Below are 18,154 nucleotides of genomic sequence, written 5' to 3' on the forward strand. Positions count from 1 at the left end.
ATCAGACCGGCAGTCATTTCCACCACGAACAGAAGTGCATTGATGCCGAGCAACCAGCGCAGGGTCCCGGATTCTTGCTTAGCAGAAGCTGCCGAAAACTCGGCGGCCTTGATGGTCTCCGGATTTGCAGCGACGGTTTCCTGAAGCGAGGCGCCTAGCCCCAAGGTCTTCAGTTTCGAGGTGACGGGCTCGACCTCGCCGTCATGCACGACCTTCAGCCGGCGGTTCGACAAGTCGAAGGACAGCGCCCGAATCTCCTCAAAGCCGTTCAGGGCTAGGCGAATCATTCGTTCTTCTGATGGACAGTCCATCTTCGGCACGGCATAAACACTGACCCATCTCCCTGGCGCCTCGGAGGAGGCCTGTATATCGGTATCCGCTGCGGACGTTGCATCACCGCCACAGGCGCCACCACAGGATTTGCTCATGATACGACTCCACTTGAACAATGTTGTGGTACCATTTAAAACTATAAAGCTACTATAAGGTCAATAGAGTAAAGAATCCGTTGGGGAGGAGGCTGATGCGCATTGGTCAGTTGGCGCAGTTGGTAGGGGTCGAAACACAGACGATCCGCTTCTATGAACAGCAGGGCTTGTTGCCGCCGCCTGATCGGCAGGACAACGGTTACCGTGTCTATACCGAGAAGCATGGTGAGGGGCTGGCCTTCATCCGTCGCTGCAGAATCCTAGGCCTGTCACTGGCTGAGATTCACGAACTACAGAGCTATCAGGACGACCCTCATCAGCCTTGTACCGCCGTCAACGCCTTGCTCGATGATCACATCTCTCATGTGCGGTCGCAGATAACCGCTCTGCAAGCGCTTGAGAAACAACTCGTTTCACTGAGAGCGAGTTGCAACGATGACCGGGAAGTTGAGGCGTGTGGGGTTCTTGCTGGAATTAGCGAAGGAAACATGCACCAGCAGTAGGTGAAGCATCAACCAGATAATCCGATGAGATGCCGGTCTGTCTCACTCTCATGCAAAGGTAAGATCAACCATTTAATCCGCTTACCCTGAATAATAAGTGTATTAGGAAAGCTTACTGTCGCTGGGAATAACAAAAAAAGAATCGAAACCATTACTGCGCTGGTGAGTACTTCTTTTAGGTTTTGCTTTTTATTATTGAATGACTTCCCAACCGTCATCACTCTCAACAAGTCGAATGCTGGAGGCTGCTGATTGCTCTCCAGTGAACTCAGAAAATGATGTTACTTTTACGTCACAGACAAAACCCGAAGACTCAGAGGCTGCTTTACAGCTCAGTTTTTCAACATCCCGAATCTCTACTTCATATTGAGCCATTAAATCGCACTAAAGAAAATTTATTTTGATGCGTTAACTCAGATGTACAGCCGTGGTGAGATTAATCTCAAATTAACTGTTGTTTCTCCACAAACATAGCAATACCTGATTTAACACAGTCCCGAAGTAAATTATTACTTGCATGAAAGCTCCGTCGCTTAGCTCAACAGACACAGTCATAAATTTAATAAGAATTTAATGTGTGAGGACTAGTAGTTCGGTGTTGGGGAATACACAAATACCACCTGTATATCCTAATAAACAAAAACCACATATAAAAACGACTATTAACTTAAATATTTTATCTGGCGGAGTCTGCCTCCTAGATAGTTCTGACTCTGAGTACGTTTCATCCGCAGCAGTTGCACAGATTAGTGGCGCTAAAGATGTGCGCATGGAACAAGTGACCAGTTTGCCGATGTTATCAATTAATCCGCAGCGAGAACATCTGACCCTGCTGGGACTGGACATTGCAACCTTACAAAATGCCTAGCAAATGGTCATTGGCGGTCAGGATCTGAGGCTGATTTATGAGGGCGATAAACTCTTCCGGCTGGTGATGCGGCTCGATAAACAATTACGCCGAGATGTTGATTCACATTCTTCTAACTTTGCTGCAAAAGTAGAGGTGCAAATCCACCACCCGGTGTACGTAAGTTGGTAGCTTGACCTCGATAAAGTCTTGCTGCAGCAAGTAATAACTCCCCTCGGTAGGTATACAATCGCACATCAACCTTAAGCATTTCACGTTCGTTATCAACCATCACAACACGTTCTGAGGGTGGCACATAGGCCTGTGCAACATAATCACTTTCAAGAATACGTGCAAATGTGCTTTTGGTCAGCTTGCTGCCGCGATAGACACCCTTGCTGCCATGACCTGCCACCGGTTTAAAAAACCACTGCCGCCGTTGTTGCCAGAGTGATTGCTCATCATGGGCGGTAACCTGAATGGTGTGGGGAATACCCTTTTTTAAAAGTTCAGCATTTTCAGTACTTAACCCCCAATCTAGTAGAGTCTGCTGATCTGACATTAAGGCCAAGTTTCGCTTATCAGCAAATAGGGCGTGTGTATAAGGATTCGGGGTGATAACTGCGCCACATTCTAACCAAGCAAAACGCAAAGCAGCATGTTCAGGTGCATCTAGTCCAAAGTCGACCAGACGGTTGTAAACCAAATCGATTTTCTGGTTATCACCATACAAGACTCCTGATTCGTATTTGAGATCCGTTGGTGAAAGTATGACGGCATCAATGCCATGTTGGATGAATAGCTGTTGCGCGAGTTTGAACTCCGGATAGAGATGTTGTTCTTCCGGTGCATCGTCGATGATTGCAATTCGCTCAGGTTGTCCGCTACCTCTCTGGGCCCGCCATTCACTTATAAATTGCGCAATGACTGCTTCATCGAAATCTTTTGCCCAAGACGCCTGTGTATTGCCGCTACAACATTTTAGTTGGGCGCGAGTCAGGATGGCATTAAGAAAAGCGCCACCGGCATTGGTATTGATTTCGATAAGACGAGGACCATCCTCACTGAGGTGGAAATCATAGCCCATAAAAGCGCCTACTGGACCGGGATTATGCCGTGCACTCTCAGGTGCCCAAGACATGATCTGTTGCTGATATTCTGCAAGTGAAGCAGCGGATTCGATTGCCTTAACAATCGCCTGCATTTGTTCAAGATCAGAACTTGGAACAAAAATCGCGGCATTTGAGAAGAATTGGCGCATGCCCGAAGTAGACAGGATGCCTTCAGCGTTATCACCCAATTGGTTGTTGAGATCGCGAATAATCGCTGACCAATCTAGAGTAACGCAGGTACAGTGATGGTTTAGCCGTTGTGATCTTGTCTGCTCTTGAGAACTATCGATTTTTTTCATTGATTCTCCTCTGTCGGAAAACGTTATATTAATGTCCAACGGTTAACTTTAAATCATAGGTGTTTAGTTTGATTAGTGACCGTTATTGCAATCTTTACCAGCCTGCTTAAAGCCCCTTTGTTGGACGTCCTCTATAGTTAAACAGGATGAACATTCTGCCTGAGGCTTACATAATCCTTGTAATAAGCAAAGGAAATCGTGAACACAAAAGAATAATTAACAAAGGCAGGTAGGGCAGAATATAGTTCGTATGCTCTACAAACGGTAAAAAAAAGGATTACATAAGGATTAGGTTTTTGTAATGTTTAGGTCATCAAGGTGACAGAATCGTCCGTTAGTCTTCAAAGTAGGTTGATTTAATAGTTGAGCCAACGCTGGTCAAGCGGAAATCAAATTTAATTTATCGTGATGTTGGCTCATCCAATTAAATGTAGCTTAAGAGGCAATGACAAGATTTAACTATGTGTTGCCGCTAATAATTTTTGCTTTAATCAAGTTATTCATACTTTTAATACTATTTAGGACTAACTTTATGAAATTTCAAACCTTGCCATATTTTGTTGCGTTGCCAGCATTAATGTTGGCTCTATCTGCTCAAGCTCATAACCCTGAAGAGCATATTAACAAAGGAGAAGCACCTAACTGTGCAGCTATGAAAGATATGGATCATTCTAAAATGGATATGAAGGATCCAGTCATGCAAGCCATGATGCAGAAATGTATGCCTAAAGATGAAGTAATGTCTAAAGATGGTGATGCTGGCCATGATATGGAAGCAGGTGTTAAAAAACCTTCTGAGCATCAACATTAATTTCAGATATCATTAATGAAGATGGCGACATAGCAGCATCACTTGAAGCCGAATACGACATTCGCCTCAGTCAAGTTTCGTACTTACAGCCACGCTTGGAAGTTTCTGCTGGACTCACAGATGCCCAAGCGTTCGATCGCCCCAGTGGATTCAACGATGTTCGAATAGGACTGCGTTATCGCTATGAAATCTCTAGAGAGTTTGCACCTTACATAGGTGTTTATTGGAGCCGGGCCTTAGGTCAAAAGGCTAATCAAATCTCTGATGAAGGGGGCGATAAAATCGAAACAGGTTTTGTTGCCGGGGTTCGGATGTGGTTTTAACTAGAGTAACAAAATTAGTAAAACTGAAGAGGGAGAGTAAATGACTAACAATGACGACAGAACAACGCATTATAAGGAGGGAAGCCTCACTTTAGCGGGAACAGTTATGCTCGGTACCGGTGTGATGATTGGTGCTGGTATCTTTGCGCTTACCGGGCAAATGGCGCAGATGACAGGTGTTTTATTTCCTTTAGCGTTTCTAGCCGCCGCAGTAATCGTTAGTTTTAGTGCCTATTCATACATCAAAATTTCTAACGCTTATCCCTCTGCAGGCGGCATTGGCATGTATTTGCATAAAGCTTATGGTAACCGGTTGCCAACGGCTTTTAATGCTTTGCTGATGTATTTTTCAATGGTGATCGCCCAGAGCTTTCTCGCGCGCACATTTGGTTCATACACCATGCAACTTTTCGGTGGGGATCAAAGCGGCATTATGGTGCCTTTGCTTGGTGTCTCGCTCATTTTGGCCGCTTTTATAATTAACCTTTTAGGTAATCAATTGATTCAGGGGGTGGCCTCGTTCATTGGTATTTTGAAAATTCTGGGCATTCTCATTTTTGGATTGGTAGGTGTTTGGATCGCCGACAGTATCTCTGTCGACTTTACAAGCCCAGGAGAAGCAGGAACCTTCGGCAACTTCCTCGGTGCAACGGCACTGGGGATACTGGCCTTTAAGGGGTTTACCACTATTACTAACAGTGGTTCTGAAGTAAAAGATCCTAAACGTAACGTAGGTCGCGCAATTGTTATTTCTATCGCGGCCTGTGTGGTCATTTATGGCTTGGTCGGTTTTGCTGTGGCGAGTAATTTATCGTTGGCAGAAATCATCAAAACACAAGACTATTCCCTTGCTGCGGCTGCGCGCCCGGCATTGGGTGAATATGGTGTGTGGTTTACGGTTGCTATTGCCATGATGGCGACTGCTGGCGGTATTCTGGCCAGCATTTTTGCCGTTTCAAGAATGCTGGCAATGTTGACGGAAATGAAACTGGTTCCGCATCGACATTTCGGTATGCCGGGTAGTATTCAAAAGCATACATTGGTCTACACGGTCGTTTTAGGACTTATTCTGACGGCATTTTTTGATCTGTCTCGAATTGCTGCACTGGGTATCGTGTTTTACCTAATTATGGACATTGCCATTCATTGGGGCGTTCTTCGTTATTTGCGAGAAGACATTAACGCCAATAGATGGGTGCCAACTACCGCGATTATTTTAGATTTGCTCGCGCTAGGGGGCTTTGTCTGGGTAAAACTGAATACTGATCCATTTGTGATTGGTGTGGCGGTTGTTACTATGATTATTATCGCAGTTGCTGAGCAAATTTTCCTGAAAAGATCCGCTGAATTACATCATCATCATTAATTACAATATTTTACGTGGAGGGCAGTACCATGATGACTGATAATATTTTTGGTAACACCATGTGCGCATGACATTGGTAGTGGATGCTGGTGTTTGCCATTGTCGTTGTTATTCCGGTTTGGCGTTTTTGTCAGCGTACAGAGTGCCCAGGTTGGATGGGAATACTGATATTGATTCCTTTCATTAATCAGGCATTACTGTATTTCATTGCGTGTACCGATTAGCCAGTAGAAAAAAGATTGAGATAAAGGCAGCCGAACACTGGTATGTTCACCATCAGGATTTATTGAGGGTCTAAGCTTATGGTCATCTTCAGTAGACATAAGTGCTGGTATTTTTGCTGTGACTAACAATCTTTTCTAGCGTTTCATATCTAATAGAAGAGCGAGGTTCTGATGTTTCCGTCAAAAAATTGTCCTGTTTGTGAAATGTCCGTCGCAGATAACAAATTATCTGTAAATTTCCGTGGCATTGATCTTTGGTTTTGTTCTCAACAATGTCAGGACAGATTCAACCAACGGCCAAGCTTATACATTGGTGATCCCAAGCATGGTAAATCAGTCAAGCAACATGGTGTAAGGGTTAATAAACAGAGACTTATTAAGCTTGAACTGCCTGACAATGAGGAGTTAAAAATTAAATTGATTAATGGTTTAAATTCATTGATGGGGGTGACGCAAGCTAAAATTAATCAAAAAGTGCTTGAAATTGAATACGATTTGGTTCAAATATCACTTGATGAAATTGAGCATTATATTTTGGCCTCGGGGGTAGATATGGAGCAGTCGTGGCTTGATAAGGTTCACGATGCTCTCCTTCATCTCAGTGAGGAAGGTGAATTGGGTAATCTCGGACACCCCTATAAAGACGATAGCAGTCATTAATTAAATCTGACTTGGTTTTTCCAAGTCAAATGTTCATAAATGCCCGTCCAGTAATATCCAAAACTGGCTGCAAAAAGTAACTCTTCCAAGGGTATACCAATAAGAAACAGGCCACTCAGTGCATCCAGGTTCCATACACGTTCGATGTATCCCGGTGCAATGCTTTCAAGACCAAGGACAAAAATCGCGTAATAAACAAGAAATAGAACGCTTCCCCAAAAACTCTTGAGTGCAGGGGGGCCAGCATCGTGAAGTTCGGATGCTGGACACCTAAACCAGCTATTTCTTGTGAATATGCTTGCGGAGTTTTTTCTCTTCCATCTGATGTTCTCCCATCTGGTTCATCATCATCTGCATCATATTCATTCGCTCATCCATCATGCTCATGCAGTCTTCCTTGCCTTTGTGTTCCATGGTTTTACCTTTCATCTCCCCATGCATCATTTTCATACCTTTTTGCATGGCGGTCATATGTTCCTGCATCATTTGGTGGCGTTTTTCATGGTCCTGTTCTTGTTGAATTCGGTCCATCAGAGCTTGCATTTCCTGCATATGATCATGCATGGAAGTCATTCCCTTATCCTGCATTTTCATGGTGTTGTCTTGCATTTTGTCATTATGCTGATGGTCATCCTGGGCGAAAGCTGGCGCGGTAAGGATGGCGGTGATGATGAGTGATCGGGTAAGATTTTTCATAGTTATCTCCTAGGTTTACTTCAAGGGGAAGATTCCCCCCTGGTTTAACGGTTGTGACCTGACATGACACTACAGCCGGTCATTCGTTTTTTTTCGCCCATCTTCCAGACCACGGCGATAGGCTTCTTCCGCATCTTGGTGTTGATGTTCGTCTTTACTGTTTTCTCCATGATCGCCATGCCCCTTATGCATGAATATATGCATCAGTGGACACAACAAAATAATCAGAAATGGAAGATATGGAAGGATGTGGGCACTGTGATCAACGAAAATAAAATAGAGCGCCACTCCAATAAGTATAAGAGTTGCCATACCATGAAGGCTGGTCCAAAAACCGGGTTTGCTTGCCATCTAGTTTCTCCTATGCCGCCTTATAGACAGCGCTGTTAGATGTATGTCAGGGTCATTTATCAACATTCAGTTTCACCCGCTTAAGGCGCAGTGAGTTGCCAATCACCGACAAAGAGCTGGTTGTCATGGCGATCACCCCGATCATCGGATGAAGTAGGCCGACAGCTGCAATGGGTATCGCGGCCACATTGTAAAACCAAGCCCAAAACAGGTTTTCAACGATTTTCCGAAAAGTTGCACGGGACAGGCGAATAGCCTCCACCACCTTGGTTAGTTCACCTTTAACCAAGGTGACATCCGCAGCTTCAATGGCAACATCGGCGCCAGCACCAATAGCGATACCCACATTGGCCTGTTTCAGTGCCGGGGCGTCGTTGATGCCATCGCCCACCATGGCCACCAGTTGCCCATATTTTTCCTGCAGCCGCATAATTGCATCCACCTTGCCTTCAGGCAAAACGCCCGCCATAACTTCGTCGATCCCTACCTGGTTCGCGACGTGGCGAGCTGTACGTTCGTTGTCGCCTGTGATCATGACAGTGTGAATGCCCATCTCATGAAGCGCGGCAATGGCAGCTTTCGAGTCCTCTTTAATGGTGTCGGCCACGGCGACAATACCGGCTGCCTGGTCTCCGGCGGCAACTAGCATGGCGGTCTTACCCTCGTTTTCAAGACGGATCATGACTTCTTCGAGGTCGCCCAACTCTATATTGGCTTCGCTGAGAAGCCGGCGGCTGCCCACGCGAATGAGCTGGTCGTCGACACGGCCTTCCACTCCTCGCGCAGTAATCGCTCGGAAGTCCACCACTGTAGGAACCTCCAACCCCTTTTCCCGGGCGCCATTCACGATGGATTGCCCCAGAGGATGTTCGGAGCCGGCTTCCACAGATGCCGCGAACCTAAGTACATCGCTTTCATTGAAGCCGGCGGTAGCAATCACATCTGTGAGCGCGGGCTCGCCTCTGGTGATGGTGCCGGTTTTGTCGAGTACAACGGCCTTGATGTCCTTAAGAGACTGAATGGCTTCGCCGGAGCGGATAAGTACACCTGATTCTGCGCCCAATCCCGAGCCCACCATGATGGCAGTGGGAGTGGCGAGCCCCAAAGCACAGGGACAGGCTATCACCAGTACGGAAATTGCCGAAAGTGTACCCAGCATCAATGGTGAAAGTTCCGGGTTAACCCATGGCAGGAACTCGGCACCCCAGTAAAGAATCGGCCTAAGCGACTCGGCGAAAATTAGCCAGATTACAAAGCTAGCAAGACTGATCATGATAACCGCCGGGACAAACTTTGCGGTCACTCTGTCGGCGAATTCCTGGATGGGTATTTTAGAGCCTTGTGCCTGTTCCACCAGTCGGACAACTTGTGACAAAAAGGTATCGGCACCTACCCGAGTGGCGCGAACTTGCAGCATGCCTTCCTTATTAATGGTGGCTCCAATCACTGCTTCGCCAGGTCCTTTCTCCACCGGCACGGACTCGCCCGTGGCGATGGATTCATCCAGATGACTATTACCTTCGACAATTTCGCCGTCGGTAGGTACCTTGCCGCCAGGCCTAACCACCATGATGTCTCCGACCTGAAGCTCCGCAACCGCTACTTCAACTTCATGTCCTTCCCGTAGTACGGAGGCGGTTTTAGCACCCAGTTTTAGTAGTTTTTTGATCGCCTGTGATGCCCGCCCCTTGGCACGAGTTTCCAGGTAGCGGCCAAGCATATGGAAGGTCATGATGGTGGTGGCCATTTCAATAAAAGATGTCATGGGGTAGATAAATCCCACAAGCCCAATCAGGTAAGGGGGCAGGCTTCCCAAGGAAATAAGGACATCCATGTTGGCGGTGCGATTGGTAAGGGAACGCCAGGATGAGCGGTGGGTTGCCCACCCGCCTTGCAGGAAGACCACAGGAAAGCCAAGTAAAGCAACCCAAGTGAGATAGTTTGGCACCGGCACCCAGAACATATGCACCATCATCAATACCATAATCAATGTGGTTGGGATGGCGGCGAACCATAAACGCCTCCAAGCCTGTTCAAGGTAACGCTCTTCAACCGCCGCGTCGGCTTCCGCATTTCCCTGCGAACGACTTTCACTGATGGCTGCTACATCGTATCCCGCTTGCTCAATAGCTTCTTTGATGTTTTTTGTGTTTACTGTTACCGGATCGAAACTAACCGTCACCTTATGATTGGCAATGTTAGTTGAAATATCATTAATGCCGGTAAGGCGTTTGATGGAGGTTGAGACTAGCCCAGCACAATGATCGCTGCCCATGCTAGGTACTGTGAACAAGGCTTCGCTAGTTCCGCTAGACATTGGTGATGACATACTATCTACATCGTAGCCGGCCTTTTCGATTGCGTCCCAAATGTTCTTATCACTTAGCTGGTTTGGATCGAATTCCACAGTGACATGGTGGTTAGCTATGTTGGTACTGATATTGATGATGCCTGATAGTCGATTAATAGAAGCTGTTATGAGGCCAGCGCAGTGATTGCTGCCCATGCCGGACACCAAAAACTGTGTTGTTTCAACATCCGAAGTAGTTTTCGTAAGTTTAGATTTTGAGGGTTGTTCAGGTATGTCCATAGCTATCATCTAACTCCAATTTAGTATGCAAATAGTTAAGACGTTGTTGGGCAATTCAATCAGATTGATTTGACATTATCTGGGAATGTTCCAGACAGTTAACATCAAATTTCGGAAACTGAGTTCGAACATTCCAGCAAACTTACATCGATATGCATCTCGTGATTTATCAAAAAACCCGTCAACAAATATAGCTCCAATTTATCTTGTTGTAGAATCAATCTCGCTAACTAATATATGACGGCTAGGATCTCTAAGTTAGAGTTTCTAGCAGTAGAACAAAATAGATACTACACCTATAAGAAGATACTTAGATGCCTCTTTCAATATCATTACGTTTAGATTACAAAATCGTAATCATAAATTTCATAAAGTTGCGTATGATTGGATTTATGGATGATCTGTTTAGCAGGCTGTTGAAAAATGGGGTTTGATGAGCAAAAACTTCCCGCCGTTAAGAAAATGACGACGTATAAATCGGTAGAAACAATTGCCTCGATTTTGGTGTAACAATTACCTGCAATGCTCAATCGACGATCAGCAACAGCATCTGTTTAAAATATGCGCAGTTTTTGCCTTAATTCCCTGTTTTCAGGCCATTAAAGTCTTCAATCTCGTCACGTTGTACACCGCAGCCACAAACCGGAATATCCAGGCGACTTTGTCCCGGCCGCAGTGGCGAAGTTTTCTCATGAGACCAAACTCTTTCATCCAGCCAAAGCATTCTTCGATCCGCTTGCGTTTAACTTGACTGATACCGTAACCGATAGCTGATGTCGTTCTACCGTCAACGGCACTGCCTAATGATTTGGCCGCGACATGCGGTGTGACTTTTAACCCTCGGCACACTTCCACAAACTCGCCCGTGTCATAGCCCTTATCGGCACCCACCGTCATACCGGGACGGGTGCCTTGATATGCCAACATTGTGGTACCGGCGTCCCACTCCTGGCGGGTACCCGCTTCGGTTAATTCGGCTTCAACGATCAGCCCGTTTCGGTTTTCGGTTAGCAGGTGGCCCATATGATAGAGCTTCGATTCCTTGCCTTTACCCTTACGAAACAGGCGCGAATCACTATCGGTTGTGGACTGGTGTGTCTTGTTGCTGCGCTTATGTCCGTGGAAGTTGTCACCTGGACCGTCACTATCGTCTTTCGGTTTGAAGGATTTCATGGAGGCACAGGCTTCCAGCAAGGTGCCATCAACGCTGAAGTGTTCCCGTGACATCAATTGCTTGGCGTAGGCCTGTTTCTTGACAGCATCAAAAAAGTGCTGATCAACGTCATTGAGCATCAGGCGGTCCCGGTTCTTGGAGAACACGGAATGGTTCCATACCGTATCATCTATGCCCAGCCCCACGAACCAGCGGAACATCAGGTCATAGTCAAGGCGCTCCATCAACTGACGTTCGGAGCGAATCGTGAAGACTATTTGTAACAATAAGGCTCGGACCAGTTGTTCTGGTGGAATTGACGGACGACCAACCCTGGAGTACATCTCATCGAAACACCACTGCATATCCTCCAGCGCATGATCAACCACCGAGCGTATCTTTCGGATCGGGTGGTGCTGCGGAATACGTGATTCGAGGTCAACATAGCTGAAAAAGGAAGACTGAGGATTGATTTCTCCGCGCATTCGATTCTCTCGGTGGTTATTTATCGCTATTATCCCATATCAGGGGTTTTTCAACAGCCTGCTAGCCAGGGTAAACAGGATTACACATACATTACAGCAATGTAATACATGGGTCATCTTAAGGTCAGAAACACCGCTCTACTATGACAATGGATAAGTCCAGGTGCACCATGGGAGTTGTGTGCGGGCCGATTCAATGCAGAAACGCAGTGACAGGATATCTTGCCAATATTAACGGTTGATGGCGTACAGGCTAAAGATCGAGGAGCGTGTAATAGTGAATACGAGAAACCGGATACCTGTGAATGAAAATTGCTTGACCTGTGTCTTGGACACAGGTGTAAGGTGACAAAAAGCCGGATAAATTCTTCGGATTTACTCTCGGGTTTAGAACTGATGATTGACTCATATCAAGGCAAGGAACAGATCCTCGGGGTTAATCTGAATCCTGTGATAGTCAGACTGAGCTGCGAGGAGGGCTGTGTGAAAGTTATCGAAATGGCCAGGCGTTTAGGGGTTACGGCCGATACGGTGCGGTTTTATACCCGGATCAAGATTCTGAAACCGGGGAAGAACAAAACCAATGGATATCGGGAATACAGCGAAAATGATTACAACCGCTTGCGATTCGTGCTGAGTGCACGGCAACTGGGCTTTTCCGTTGAGGATATTCAGGAAATTTTGAACCACGCGGATAAGAAGAAATCGCCTTGCCCGACGGTACGCCGCTTGATTGACCAACGCCTGAATGAAACTGAACAACGGTTCGCGGAGACTCTGCAACTGCGGGAACGCATGCAGCAGGCCGTGGTTGAGTGGAGCCAAAAGCCAGATAAGGTGCCGACTGGCCATATGATCTGTCACCTGATTGAAGAGTTTGCCCAGTAAATCAACATAGAGGATTTGCCATGAATACACAGAAATTCGAGAGCCCTACTCATCACCGGGGCGGCTGCTGTTGCGCCAGCAAGTCATCCACTGCAGCTAACACTCGGAGCAGTGTTGACTCAGATAGCGATATCCCGCTGCAGCGGCTACAGGTGCAGGGCGCAACGTGCGGTGGTTGTGTAAGAAGCATTGAGCAAACGCTACGCTCTGTTTCCGGCGTAAGCGATGCGTGTATGGATCTGGCGACGGGTGTCGCTTCGGTCGTTGGCATGGTCGAGTCTAACGCTCTGATAGAGGCGTTGGATCGAGCGGGTTTTCCTTCGACCCAAATCAATTAGTTTATGGCTGATGGTTGGAGTAATTAGCAGTTGGTAAGCCTAAGCATGTTACAGGCGTGAAATATGGTGGTGGAGAAAGCCTGCTGGCCACTGAAAGAAAGGCAATGGCTAAATTTTGTTGTTCAGGAAATGCTAATGGATCAAATTAACACACTTAAGGTGATCGACATGGGCATCGACACCCACCAGGAACCGGTGGTGTATATGCGCAGTGATTGTCACATCTGCCGCTCTGAAGGTTTCACTGCCAACAGCCGTGTCATGCTGCGGTACGGGGAAAACAGCGTTATCGCCACGCTGAATGTGGTGGACGAACAGGTACTGAGTTCCGGGAGTGCAGGGTTGTCTAAAAGTGCCATGCAGCGCTTGGACGTCGATGATGGCGCCGCGGTTAGTGTCGACCACGCACCGGTAGTGACATCACTTGCCGCCGTGCGCAAAAAAATCTTTGGACACAAACTCAGTGATCAAGAGATTACCGCTATTGTCGAGGACATCGGCGACCACCGCTATTCGGATATCGAAATCGCCAGCTTCCTCAGTGTGTGCGCGGGTAGCCGTTTAGACGTAGATGAAATCATCAGTCTCACCCAGGCCATGGTGGCCTGTGGTAAGCGGCTGAACTGGCCAGACGAAGCCATGGTTCTTGATAAACACTGCATCGGTGGGCTGCCGGGCAACCGCACCACACCGCTCGTGGTGTCCATTGTCAGCGCTGCGGGACTCACCATCCCTAAAACCTCCTCGCGGGCGATCACCTCTCCCGCCGGTACTGCGGATACTATGGAGGCACTGACTACCGTCAATCTGGAGCTCAATGAGATTCAACGTGTAGTGGCTGAGACCCATGCCTGTCTTGTTTGGGGTGGCGCTGTCAACCTGAGTCCGGCCGACGATTTGTTGATTCGCATTGAACGGGCCCTGGATTTGGATGGTGAAGGGCAGTTGATCGCCTCGGTTTTATCAAAAAAAATCGCTGCCGGTTCCACTCATGCGGTGATAGATATTCCCGTCGGCCCCACCGCTAAAGTGCGTTCCCAGAACGACGCCGATCGCCTTTCCTCACTCTTTACCCAGGTGGGAGCCGCCTGTGGTATTCAAATTCGCTGCCTTATTACGGATGGTAGTCAGCCGGTTGGGCGTGGTATCGGCCCGGTAGAAGAAGCGCGGGATGTGCTGGCAGTATTGCAGCGCGAGCACAGTGCACCACAGGATCTTCGGGAGCGTGCCTTGTTTCTGGCTGCACATCTGTTTTCACTTGCTTATCAAGAGCGTTATGAACAAGGGCTGGAAAGAGCGATCGCGATTTTGGATGAAGGTAAAGCCTGGCAGCAGTTCCAGCGCATTTTGGCCGCGCAGGGTGGGATGAAAGCCCTGCCTGACGCCAGCTACCAACATACCGAAGCGGCCACAGCAGTGGGCACACTTACCGCTATCGACAATCGTCAACTCGCGCGTCTGGCGAAGCTGGCAGGCGCTCCGGCGACAGCGGCTGCGGGGTTGCGTCTACATGCTCGAGTCGGCGACAAGGTCACCGTCGGACAACCTTTATTTACGCTCTGTTCCGATACGATCGGAGAGCAACAGTATGCGATGGCGTTTTATCGCCAATCGACAATTTTTACGGTCGAGAAGGAACGATGAGCGAGGCGATGGCTGTGAAAGATAAATCTCCAGTGGTGTTTTCCCTGAACAATCATCCGTTGGCTGAGTCACTCAGTAACGCGATTGGTGGTCAACCTGGCGAGTTTAACGCTCGGCAGTTTCCTGATGGGGAGTCCTATCTGCGTATTCAATCTGATGTAGAAAATCGCGCCTGTATTGTGGTGGCTGATCTGTCACACCCAAACATCAAATATCTGCCGTTGTTGTTTTTATTGGAAACACTGCGGGAGCTGGGAGCGTCGCAAGTGGGGTTAGTGGCGCCTTACCTCAGTTATATGCGTCAGGATCGCCGTTTTGTCGATGGGGAAGCGGTTACTTCACGTATTTTTGCCAAGTGCCTTTCTCAACATGCTGATTGGCTGGTTACGGTCGATCCACATTTGCATCGCTATCATTCTCTGGATGAAATCTATTCCATACCCAGTCGTGTTGTGCAAGGGGCTCCGGCATTGGCGCACTGGCTCAAAACGCAAAGCAACCTACTGTTGGTAGGGCCCGACAGCGAAAGCGAGCAATGGGTTGATGAGATTGCTGCCTTTAGTCAACATCCTTTTGTGATTGGAGAAAAGCAGCGCTTCGGGGATCGCCAAGTCGAAGTGATGCTGCCCGACATCAACGAATTCAGGGATAGAACGGCAGTGATTATCGACGACGTTATTTCCAGCGGGCAAACAATCCTGGAATGCGTTAAAACACTTCGGTCCAAAGGTATCGACAACATTCAGTGCGTGGCGGTGCACGGCATATTTGCCGATCACTCCGATAAAACCTTACTGGCCTCAGGCCTGAGCCAACTGGTCACATCCAATACCATCCCCCATCCTTCCAACGCTATTGATATTACGTCGCAACTGATTGCGCCCGTTATCAGCATGCTTAAATTGGCAGGAAAATCATTATGAAAATTACCTTTGTCGGCGGCACCGAGACCGTTACCGGCTCAAAATTTCTGCTGGAAACTGAAACGACAACCGTATTAGTCGATTGCGGTTTGTTCCAGGGCTACAAGTGGCTGCGGGAACGCAACTGGCAAACCTTGCCCCTGGACATCGACAAACTGGATGCGGTGCTGCTCACTCACGCACATCTGGATCACTCCGGTTATATCCCGGTGCTATACAAGCGCGGCTTTCGCGGCCCGGTGTTTACCCATCACGCCACTAAGGCCCTGTGTCAGATTTTATTGGCCGACAGCGGCCATATCCAGGAGGAAGACGCTAAGTATTACAGCAAACATAAATTGGGCAAGCACGCGCACCCTGAGCCGCTTTACGACCGTCAAACGGCGGAAGCCAGCATGAGGCTATTTCAGTCTGTGGAGTTTGATGAACAGATCGAGGTCGGGGATATCCGTTTTTATTTACAGCCTGCCGGTCATATTCTCGGCGCCGCCAGCATTATCGTTGAAGCGGAAGGGAAACGAATCGGCTTTTCTGGTGATGTCGGTCGCTTCGATGATGTGCTGATGCCCCCCCCTCGACCATTGCCGGAGCTGGATCTGCTGTTGATGGAGTCCACCTACGGCAACCGCCGGCACGACACCCAAGATCCGTTTCAGCAGTTGGCGGAAATTGTTAACCGTGTCGCCAAAAGCGGCGGCGTGCTGCTAGTCCCGGCCTTTGCGGTAGGGCGGGCGCAGGCCTTGCAACATCTGTTGGCGACCCTGATGGATCAGGGCGATATCCCCAAAATGCCCATCTATCTCGACAGCCCCATGGCGATCAAAGTATCGGATATTTTCTGCCAGTTCAGTGATCAGCACCGGTTGAGTCACGAGCAATGCTACCGCCTATGCGATGGCGTGACCTATACCCGCACGGTGGACGAATCGAAGGCGATTGCCGGACAGGCTTTCCCCCATATTGTTATCGCTGGCAGCGGCATGGCTACCGGAGGTCGTATTCTCCACCACTTCAAACGCCTGTTAGGCAGTTCTAAAACCACGGTACTGTTTACCGGTTATCAGGCGGGCGGCACTCGCGGCGCAAAAATGCTGGAGGGTGTTGATGCGGTGAAAATCCACGGAGGCTGGGTACCGTTGAGAGCCACTGTCAAAGTCATCTCAGGTTTGTCGGGGCACGCAGACTACCTCGAACTGACCCAGTGGTTACAGCAGTCAGCGCTGACCGATACTACTCGAATTCAACTGATTCACGGTGACCCGGAAGCCCTTGAAACCCTTCGGGTGCACTTGCAGGAGCACACCGCGTTTGCGGTGAATGTGGCGGGTTATCGCGATATTTTGCGCCTGTAATCGAAGAGATAATCCACAGCGGAGAAAAAGTTATGCAAATTGAAACCTTAAAAGATGTGCTGCACTGGACTCGGGAATTTCACCAACACCTCAGCCAGTGTTTATCCCACTGTGCGGACAAGAATATGGATGAACGGGCCCGGATGATCCTTGCGTATCTGTCCGATCATGAGAAGGCACTGACCAAGGTAGTCAGCGGGTTTGAAACCTCAGGCGACGAGCATGCACTGAACACCTGGTGTTACGAATATGTGGCAAAGCACCCCATCGTTCGGCATGCGCATTGCGACGCCCCCTTTGCCGAGCTGGATGCGACGCAAATCATGGAGGTGATAGTCGATCAACACCAGCAGGTGATTGAACTGTATCGCTATCTCGCCTCCAGGGCGGAGATCCCCTCTGCCAAAGAGTTGATGGAATCACTCCGGTCGCTGGAGGAGCACGAAATGATGCGTATGGCGCAGTCTGCCAACCGGTTCGGGGATTTGTAGAGACACTAATTTCTCACAGATACACCACCATAAACGGAGGAATAATCATGACACTTAATGCGTTCAAATTCGGGATGGCCAGCGCGATTACCGCGGCAATACTGTGGCTGGCTTGCAGTCTGCTGGTGATGTTAATGCCTTCCACGATGTTGTCCATGTCCGGAGAAATGGTGCATATGCAACTGAATGAGATGGGTTGGCACTTGACTCTCACTGGTGTCGTTATCGGGCTGGTGGCCTGGTTCGTGGTAGCGGGTATCGCCGGGTGGTTGCTGGCGGCCATTTATAACCGCTTGCAGTCATCCGACTGATTATCCAGCTGATGAGCAGTTTGCCGCGCTATGACAAACCGGTTCTGTTGGTGTTGAATCCGGGTAGTTCATCCATCAAGTGGAGCAGGCATAACGTCTCGGCGCTTGAATATGCGGGTGCAACGGTGCCTGTTGCTATTGGGCAAGCAGGTGTCGGCCAATCAGCTGCGCAGACTTATCCTGGCGCGCCCCCTTGGCTGACCGATGTGCTGACAAATCATGCTGTTCGCGCGGTGATTATCAGAGTCGTACACGGGGGCTCTGAATATCATAAACCTATACCCATCAACGACGATAATTTTCGGCAACGGCAAACCAGTCGATACCACCATGGGCTTTACGCCCAATGAAGGGTTGTT

20 protein-coding genes and 1 pseudogene are annotated in these 18,154 nt (G+C 48.4%); 13 read left to right on the plus strand and 8 right to left on the minus strand.

From position 1 onward, the window contains the following. Positions 1 to 428 (minus strand): annotated as a pseudogene (locus tag B2337_RS07055) (cation transporter); the annotation flags it as partial. Between the two features lie 95 nt (positions 429 to 523). On the opposite strand from B2337_RS07055, the gene cadR reads away from it, so the two are divergent. Next, a complete protein-coding gene (gene cadR, locus B2337_RS07060; RefSeq protein WP_004364961.1) occupies positions 524 to 931 on the plus strand; it encodes a Cd(II)/Pb(II)-responsive transcriptional regulator in 408 nt (135 codons plus the stop codon). A 192-nt stretch (positions 932 to 1,123) separates the two neighbouring features. Here the strand turns inward: cadR and B2337_RS07065 are convergent, their stop codons facing one another. Then, positions 1,124 to 1,306: a hypothetical protein gene (locus B2337_RS07065; protein WP_168800185.1), complete on the minus strand. Its 183-nt coding sequence runs from the start codon at positions 1,304 to 1,306 to the stop codon at positions 1,124 to 1,126. A gap of 605 nt (positions 1,307 to 1,911) precedes the next feature. Next, positions 1,912 to 3,189: a hypothetical protein gene (locus B2337_RS07070; protein ID WP_136554454.1), complete on the minus strand. Its 1,278-nt coding sequence runs from the start codon at positions 3,187 to 3,189 to the stop codon at positions 1,912 to 1,914. Positions 3,190 to 3,721: 532 nt separating this feature from the next. On the opposite strand from B2337_RS07070, the gene B2337_RS07075 reads away from it, so the two are divergent. From B2337_RS07075 to B2337_RS07090, 4 genes are all read left to right on the plus strand, one after another. Continuing rightward, entirely contained in the window at positions 3,722 to 4,000 is a 279-nt protein-coding gene (locus B2337_RS07075; protein ID WP_136554452.1) for a hypothetical protein, read from the plus strand. 11 nt (positions 4,001 to 4,011) lie between these two features. Next, complete coding sequence (locus B2337_RS07080) at positions 4,012 to 4,323, plus strand: copper resistance protein B (protein ID WP_256369457.1); 312 nt, start codon at positions 4,012 to 4,014, stop codon at positions 4,321 to 4,323. A gap of 40 nt (positions 4,324 to 4,363) precedes the next feature. Beyond that, complete coding sequence (locus B2337_RS07085; RefSeq protein WP_136554450.1) at positions 4,364 to 5,689, plus strand: APC family permease; 1,326 nt, start codon at positions 4,364 to 4,366, stop codon at positions 5,687 to 5,689. Positions 5,690 to 6,084: 395 nt separating this feature from the next. Continuing rightward, positions 6,085 to 6,573 (plus strand): YHS domain-containing protein, encoded by a 489-nt coding sequence (locus B2337_RS07090; protein WP_136554448.1) that lies wholly within the window; start codon positions 6,085 to 6,087, stop codon positions 6,571 to 6,573. On the opposite strand, the gene B2337_RS07095 is transcribed toward B2337_RS07090, so the two are convergent. The 5 genes from B2337_RS07095 to B2337_RS07115 all read right to left on the minus strand — a co-directional run bounded on the left by B2337_RS07095 (position 6,570) and on the right by B2337_RS07115 (position 11,848). Then, on the minus strand, positions 6,570 to 6,899 hold the full coding sequence (locus B2337_RS07095) for a lycopene cyclase domain-containing protein (protein WP_339612373.1): 330 nt from the start codon (positions 6,897 to 6,899) through the stop codon (positions 6,570 to 6,572). The genes B2337_RS07090 and B2337_RS07095 overlap by 4 nt on opposite strands. Beyond that, the gene (locus B2337_RS07100; protein ID WP_104934737.1) at positions 6,853 to 7,269 is read right to left on the minus strand and encodes a hypothetical protein; all 417 of its coding nucleotides are present in this window, start codon (positions 7,267 to 7,269) and stop codon (positions 6,853 to 6,855) included. Before B2337_RS07100 ends, B2337_RS07095 begins: the two co-directional genes overlap by 47 nt. A gap of 69 nt (positions 7,270 to 7,338) precedes the next feature. Beyond that, positions 7,339 to 7,620: a DUF2933 domain-containing protein gene (locus B2337_RS07105; RefSeq protein ID WP_041354475.1), complete on the minus strand. Its 282-nt coding sequence runs from the start codon at positions 7,618 to 7,620 to the stop codon at positions 7,339 to 7,341. 52 nt (positions 7,621 to 7,672) lie between these two features. After that, a complete protein-coding gene (locus B2337_RS07110) occupies positions 7,673 to 10,210 on the minus strand; it encodes a heavy metal translocating P-type ATPase (protein ID WP_292360150.1) in 2,538 nt (845 codons plus the stop codon). Positions 10,211 to 10,801: 591 nt separating this feature from the next. Continuing rightward, positions 10,802 to 11,848 (minus strand): IS5 family transposase, encoded by a 1,047-nt coding sequence (locus B2337_RS07115; RefSeq protein ID WP_136554446.1) that lies wholly within the window; start codon positions 11,846 to 11,848, stop codon positions 10,802 to 10,804. A gap of 483 nt (positions 11,849 to 12,331) precedes the next feature. Between B2337_RS07115 and B2337_RS07120 the strand changes: the two genes are divergently transcribed. From B2337_RS07120 to B2337_RS07155, 8 genes are all read left to right on the plus strand, one after another. Continuing rightward, on the plus strand, positions 12,332 to 12,736 hold the full coding sequence (locus B2337_RS07120) for a MerR family transcriptional regulator (RefSeq protein WP_027948919.1): 405 nt from the start codon (positions 12,332 to 12,334) through the stop codon (positions 12,734 to 12,736). Between the two features lie 152 nt (positions 12,737 to 12,888). Next, positions 12,889 to 13,074 carry a heavy-metal-associated domain-containing protein gene (locus B2337_RS07125; RefSeq protein WP_211116140.1) on the plus strand — a complete coding sequence of 62 codons (186 nt, stop codon included), beginning with the start codon at positions 12,889 to 12,891 and terminating at the stop codon, positions 13,072 to 13,074. Positions 13,075 to 13,137: 63 nt separating this feature from the next. After that, positions 13,138 to 14,718, plus strand: a complete 1,581-nt coding sequence (locus tag B2337_RS07130; RefSeq protein ID WP_247870023.1) for a thymidine phosphorylase family protein — start codon at positions 13,138 to 13,140, stop codon at positions 14,716 to 14,718. After that, positions 14,715 to 15,641, plus strand: a complete 927-nt coding sequence (locus B2337_RS07135) for a ribose-phosphate diphosphokinase (RefSeq protein WP_136554444.1) — start codon at positions 14,715 to 14,717, stop codon at positions 15,639 to 15,641. The genes B2337_RS07130 and B2337_RS07135 overlap by 4 nt, the downstream gene beginning before the upstream one ends. Beyond that, positions 15,638 to 16,993 (plus strand): MBL fold metallo-hydrolase, encoded by a 1,356-nt coding sequence (locus B2337_RS07140; RefSeq protein ID WP_136554442.1) that lies wholly within the window; start codon positions 15,638 to 15,640, stop codon positions 16,991 to 16,993. Before B2337_RS07135 ends, B2337_RS07140 begins: the two co-directional genes overlap by 4 nt. A gap of 32 nt (positions 16,994 to 17,025) precedes the next feature. After that, complete coding sequence (locus B2337_RS07145; protein ID WP_136554440.1) at positions 17,026 to 17,484, plus strand: ATPase; 459 nt, start codon at positions 17,026 to 17,028, stop codon at positions 17,482 to 17,484. A gap of 47 nt (positions 17,485 to 17,531) precedes the next feature. Beyond that, positions 17,532 to 17,795 (plus strand): DUF5676 family membrane protein, encoded by a 264-nt coding sequence (locus tag B2337_RS07150; RefSeq protein WP_292360142.1) that lies wholly within the window; start codon positions 17,532 to 17,534, stop codon positions 17,793 to 17,795. 11 nt (positions 17,796 to 17,806) lie between these two features. After that, on the plus strand, positions 17,807 to 18,145 hold the full coding sequence (locus B2337_RS07155; protein WP_136554438.1) for a hypothetical protein: 339 nt from the start codon (positions 17,807 to 17,809) through the stop codon (positions 18,143 to 18,145). Positions 18,146 to 18,154: the final 9 nt, after the last annotated feature.

This window comes from Methylophaga sp. UBA3192, assembly GCA_002363955.1.
Taxonomy (GTDB): domain Bacteria; phylum Pseudomonadota; class Gammaproteobacteria; order Nitrosococcales; family Methylophagaceae; genus Methylophaga.

Coding starts and splice junctions, on each gene's coding strand:
- cadR (WP_004364961.1), top strand. CDS start 524: ATGCGCATTGGTCAGTTGGCGCAGTTGGTAGGGGTCGAAACACAGACG.
- B2337_RS07065 (WP_168800185.1), bottom strand. CDS start 1,306: ATGGCTCAATATGAAGTAGAGATTCGGGATGTTGAAAAACTGAGCTGT.
- B2337_RS07070 (WP_136554454.1), bottom strand. CDS start 3,189: ATGAAAAAAATCGATAGTTCTCAAGAGCAGACAAGATCACAACGGCTA.
- B2337_RS07075 (WP_136554452.1), top strand. CDS start 3,722: ATGAAATTTCAAACCTTGCCATATTTTGTTGCGTTGCCAGCATTAATG.
- B2337_RS07085 (WP_136554450.1), top strand. CDS start 4,364: ATGACTAACAATGACGACAGAACAACGCATTATAAGGAGGGAAGCCTC.
- B2337_RS07090 (WP_136554448.1), top strand. CDS start 6,085: ATGTTTCCGTCAAAAAATTGTCCTGTTTGTGAAATGTCCGTCGCAGAT.
- B2337_RS07100 (WP_104934737.1), bottom strand. CDS start 7,269: ATGAAAAATCTTACCCGATCACTCATCATCACCGCCATCCTTACCGCG.
- B2337_RS07105 (WP_041354475.1), bottom strand. CDS start 7,620: ATGGCAAGCAAACCCGGTTTTTGGACCAGCCTTCATGGTATGGCAACT.
- B2337_RS07110 (WP_292360150.1), bottom strand. CDS start 10,210: ATGGACATACCTGAACAACCCTCAAAATCTAAACTTACGAAAACTACT.
- B2337_RS07115 (WP_136554446.1), bottom strand. CDS start 11,848: ATGCGCGGAGAAATCAATCCTCAGTCTTCCTTTTTCAGCTATGTTGAC.
- B2337_RS07130 (WP_247870023.1), top strand. CDS start 13,138: ATGGTGGTGGAGAAAGCCTGCTGGCCACTGAAAGAAAGGCAATGGCTA.
- B2337_RS07135 (WP_136554444.1), top strand. CDS start 14,715: ATGAGCGAGGCGATGGCTGTGAAAGATAAATCTCCAGTGGTGTTTTCC.
- B2337_RS07140 (WP_136554442.1), top strand. CDS start 15,638: ATGAAAATTACCTTTGTCGGCGGCACCGAGACCGTTACCGGCTCAAAA.
- B2337_RS07145 (WP_136554440.1), top strand. CDS start 17,026: ATGCAAATTGAAACCTTAAAAGATGTGCTGCACTGGACTCGGGAATTT.
- B2337_RS07150 (WP_292360142.1), top strand. CDS start 17,532: ATGACACTTAATGCGTTCAAATTCGGGATGGCCAGCGCGATTACCGCG.
- B2337_RS07155 (WP_136554438.1), top strand. CDS start 17,807: ATGAGCAGTTTGCCGCGCTATGACAAACCGGTTCTGTTGGTGTTGAAT.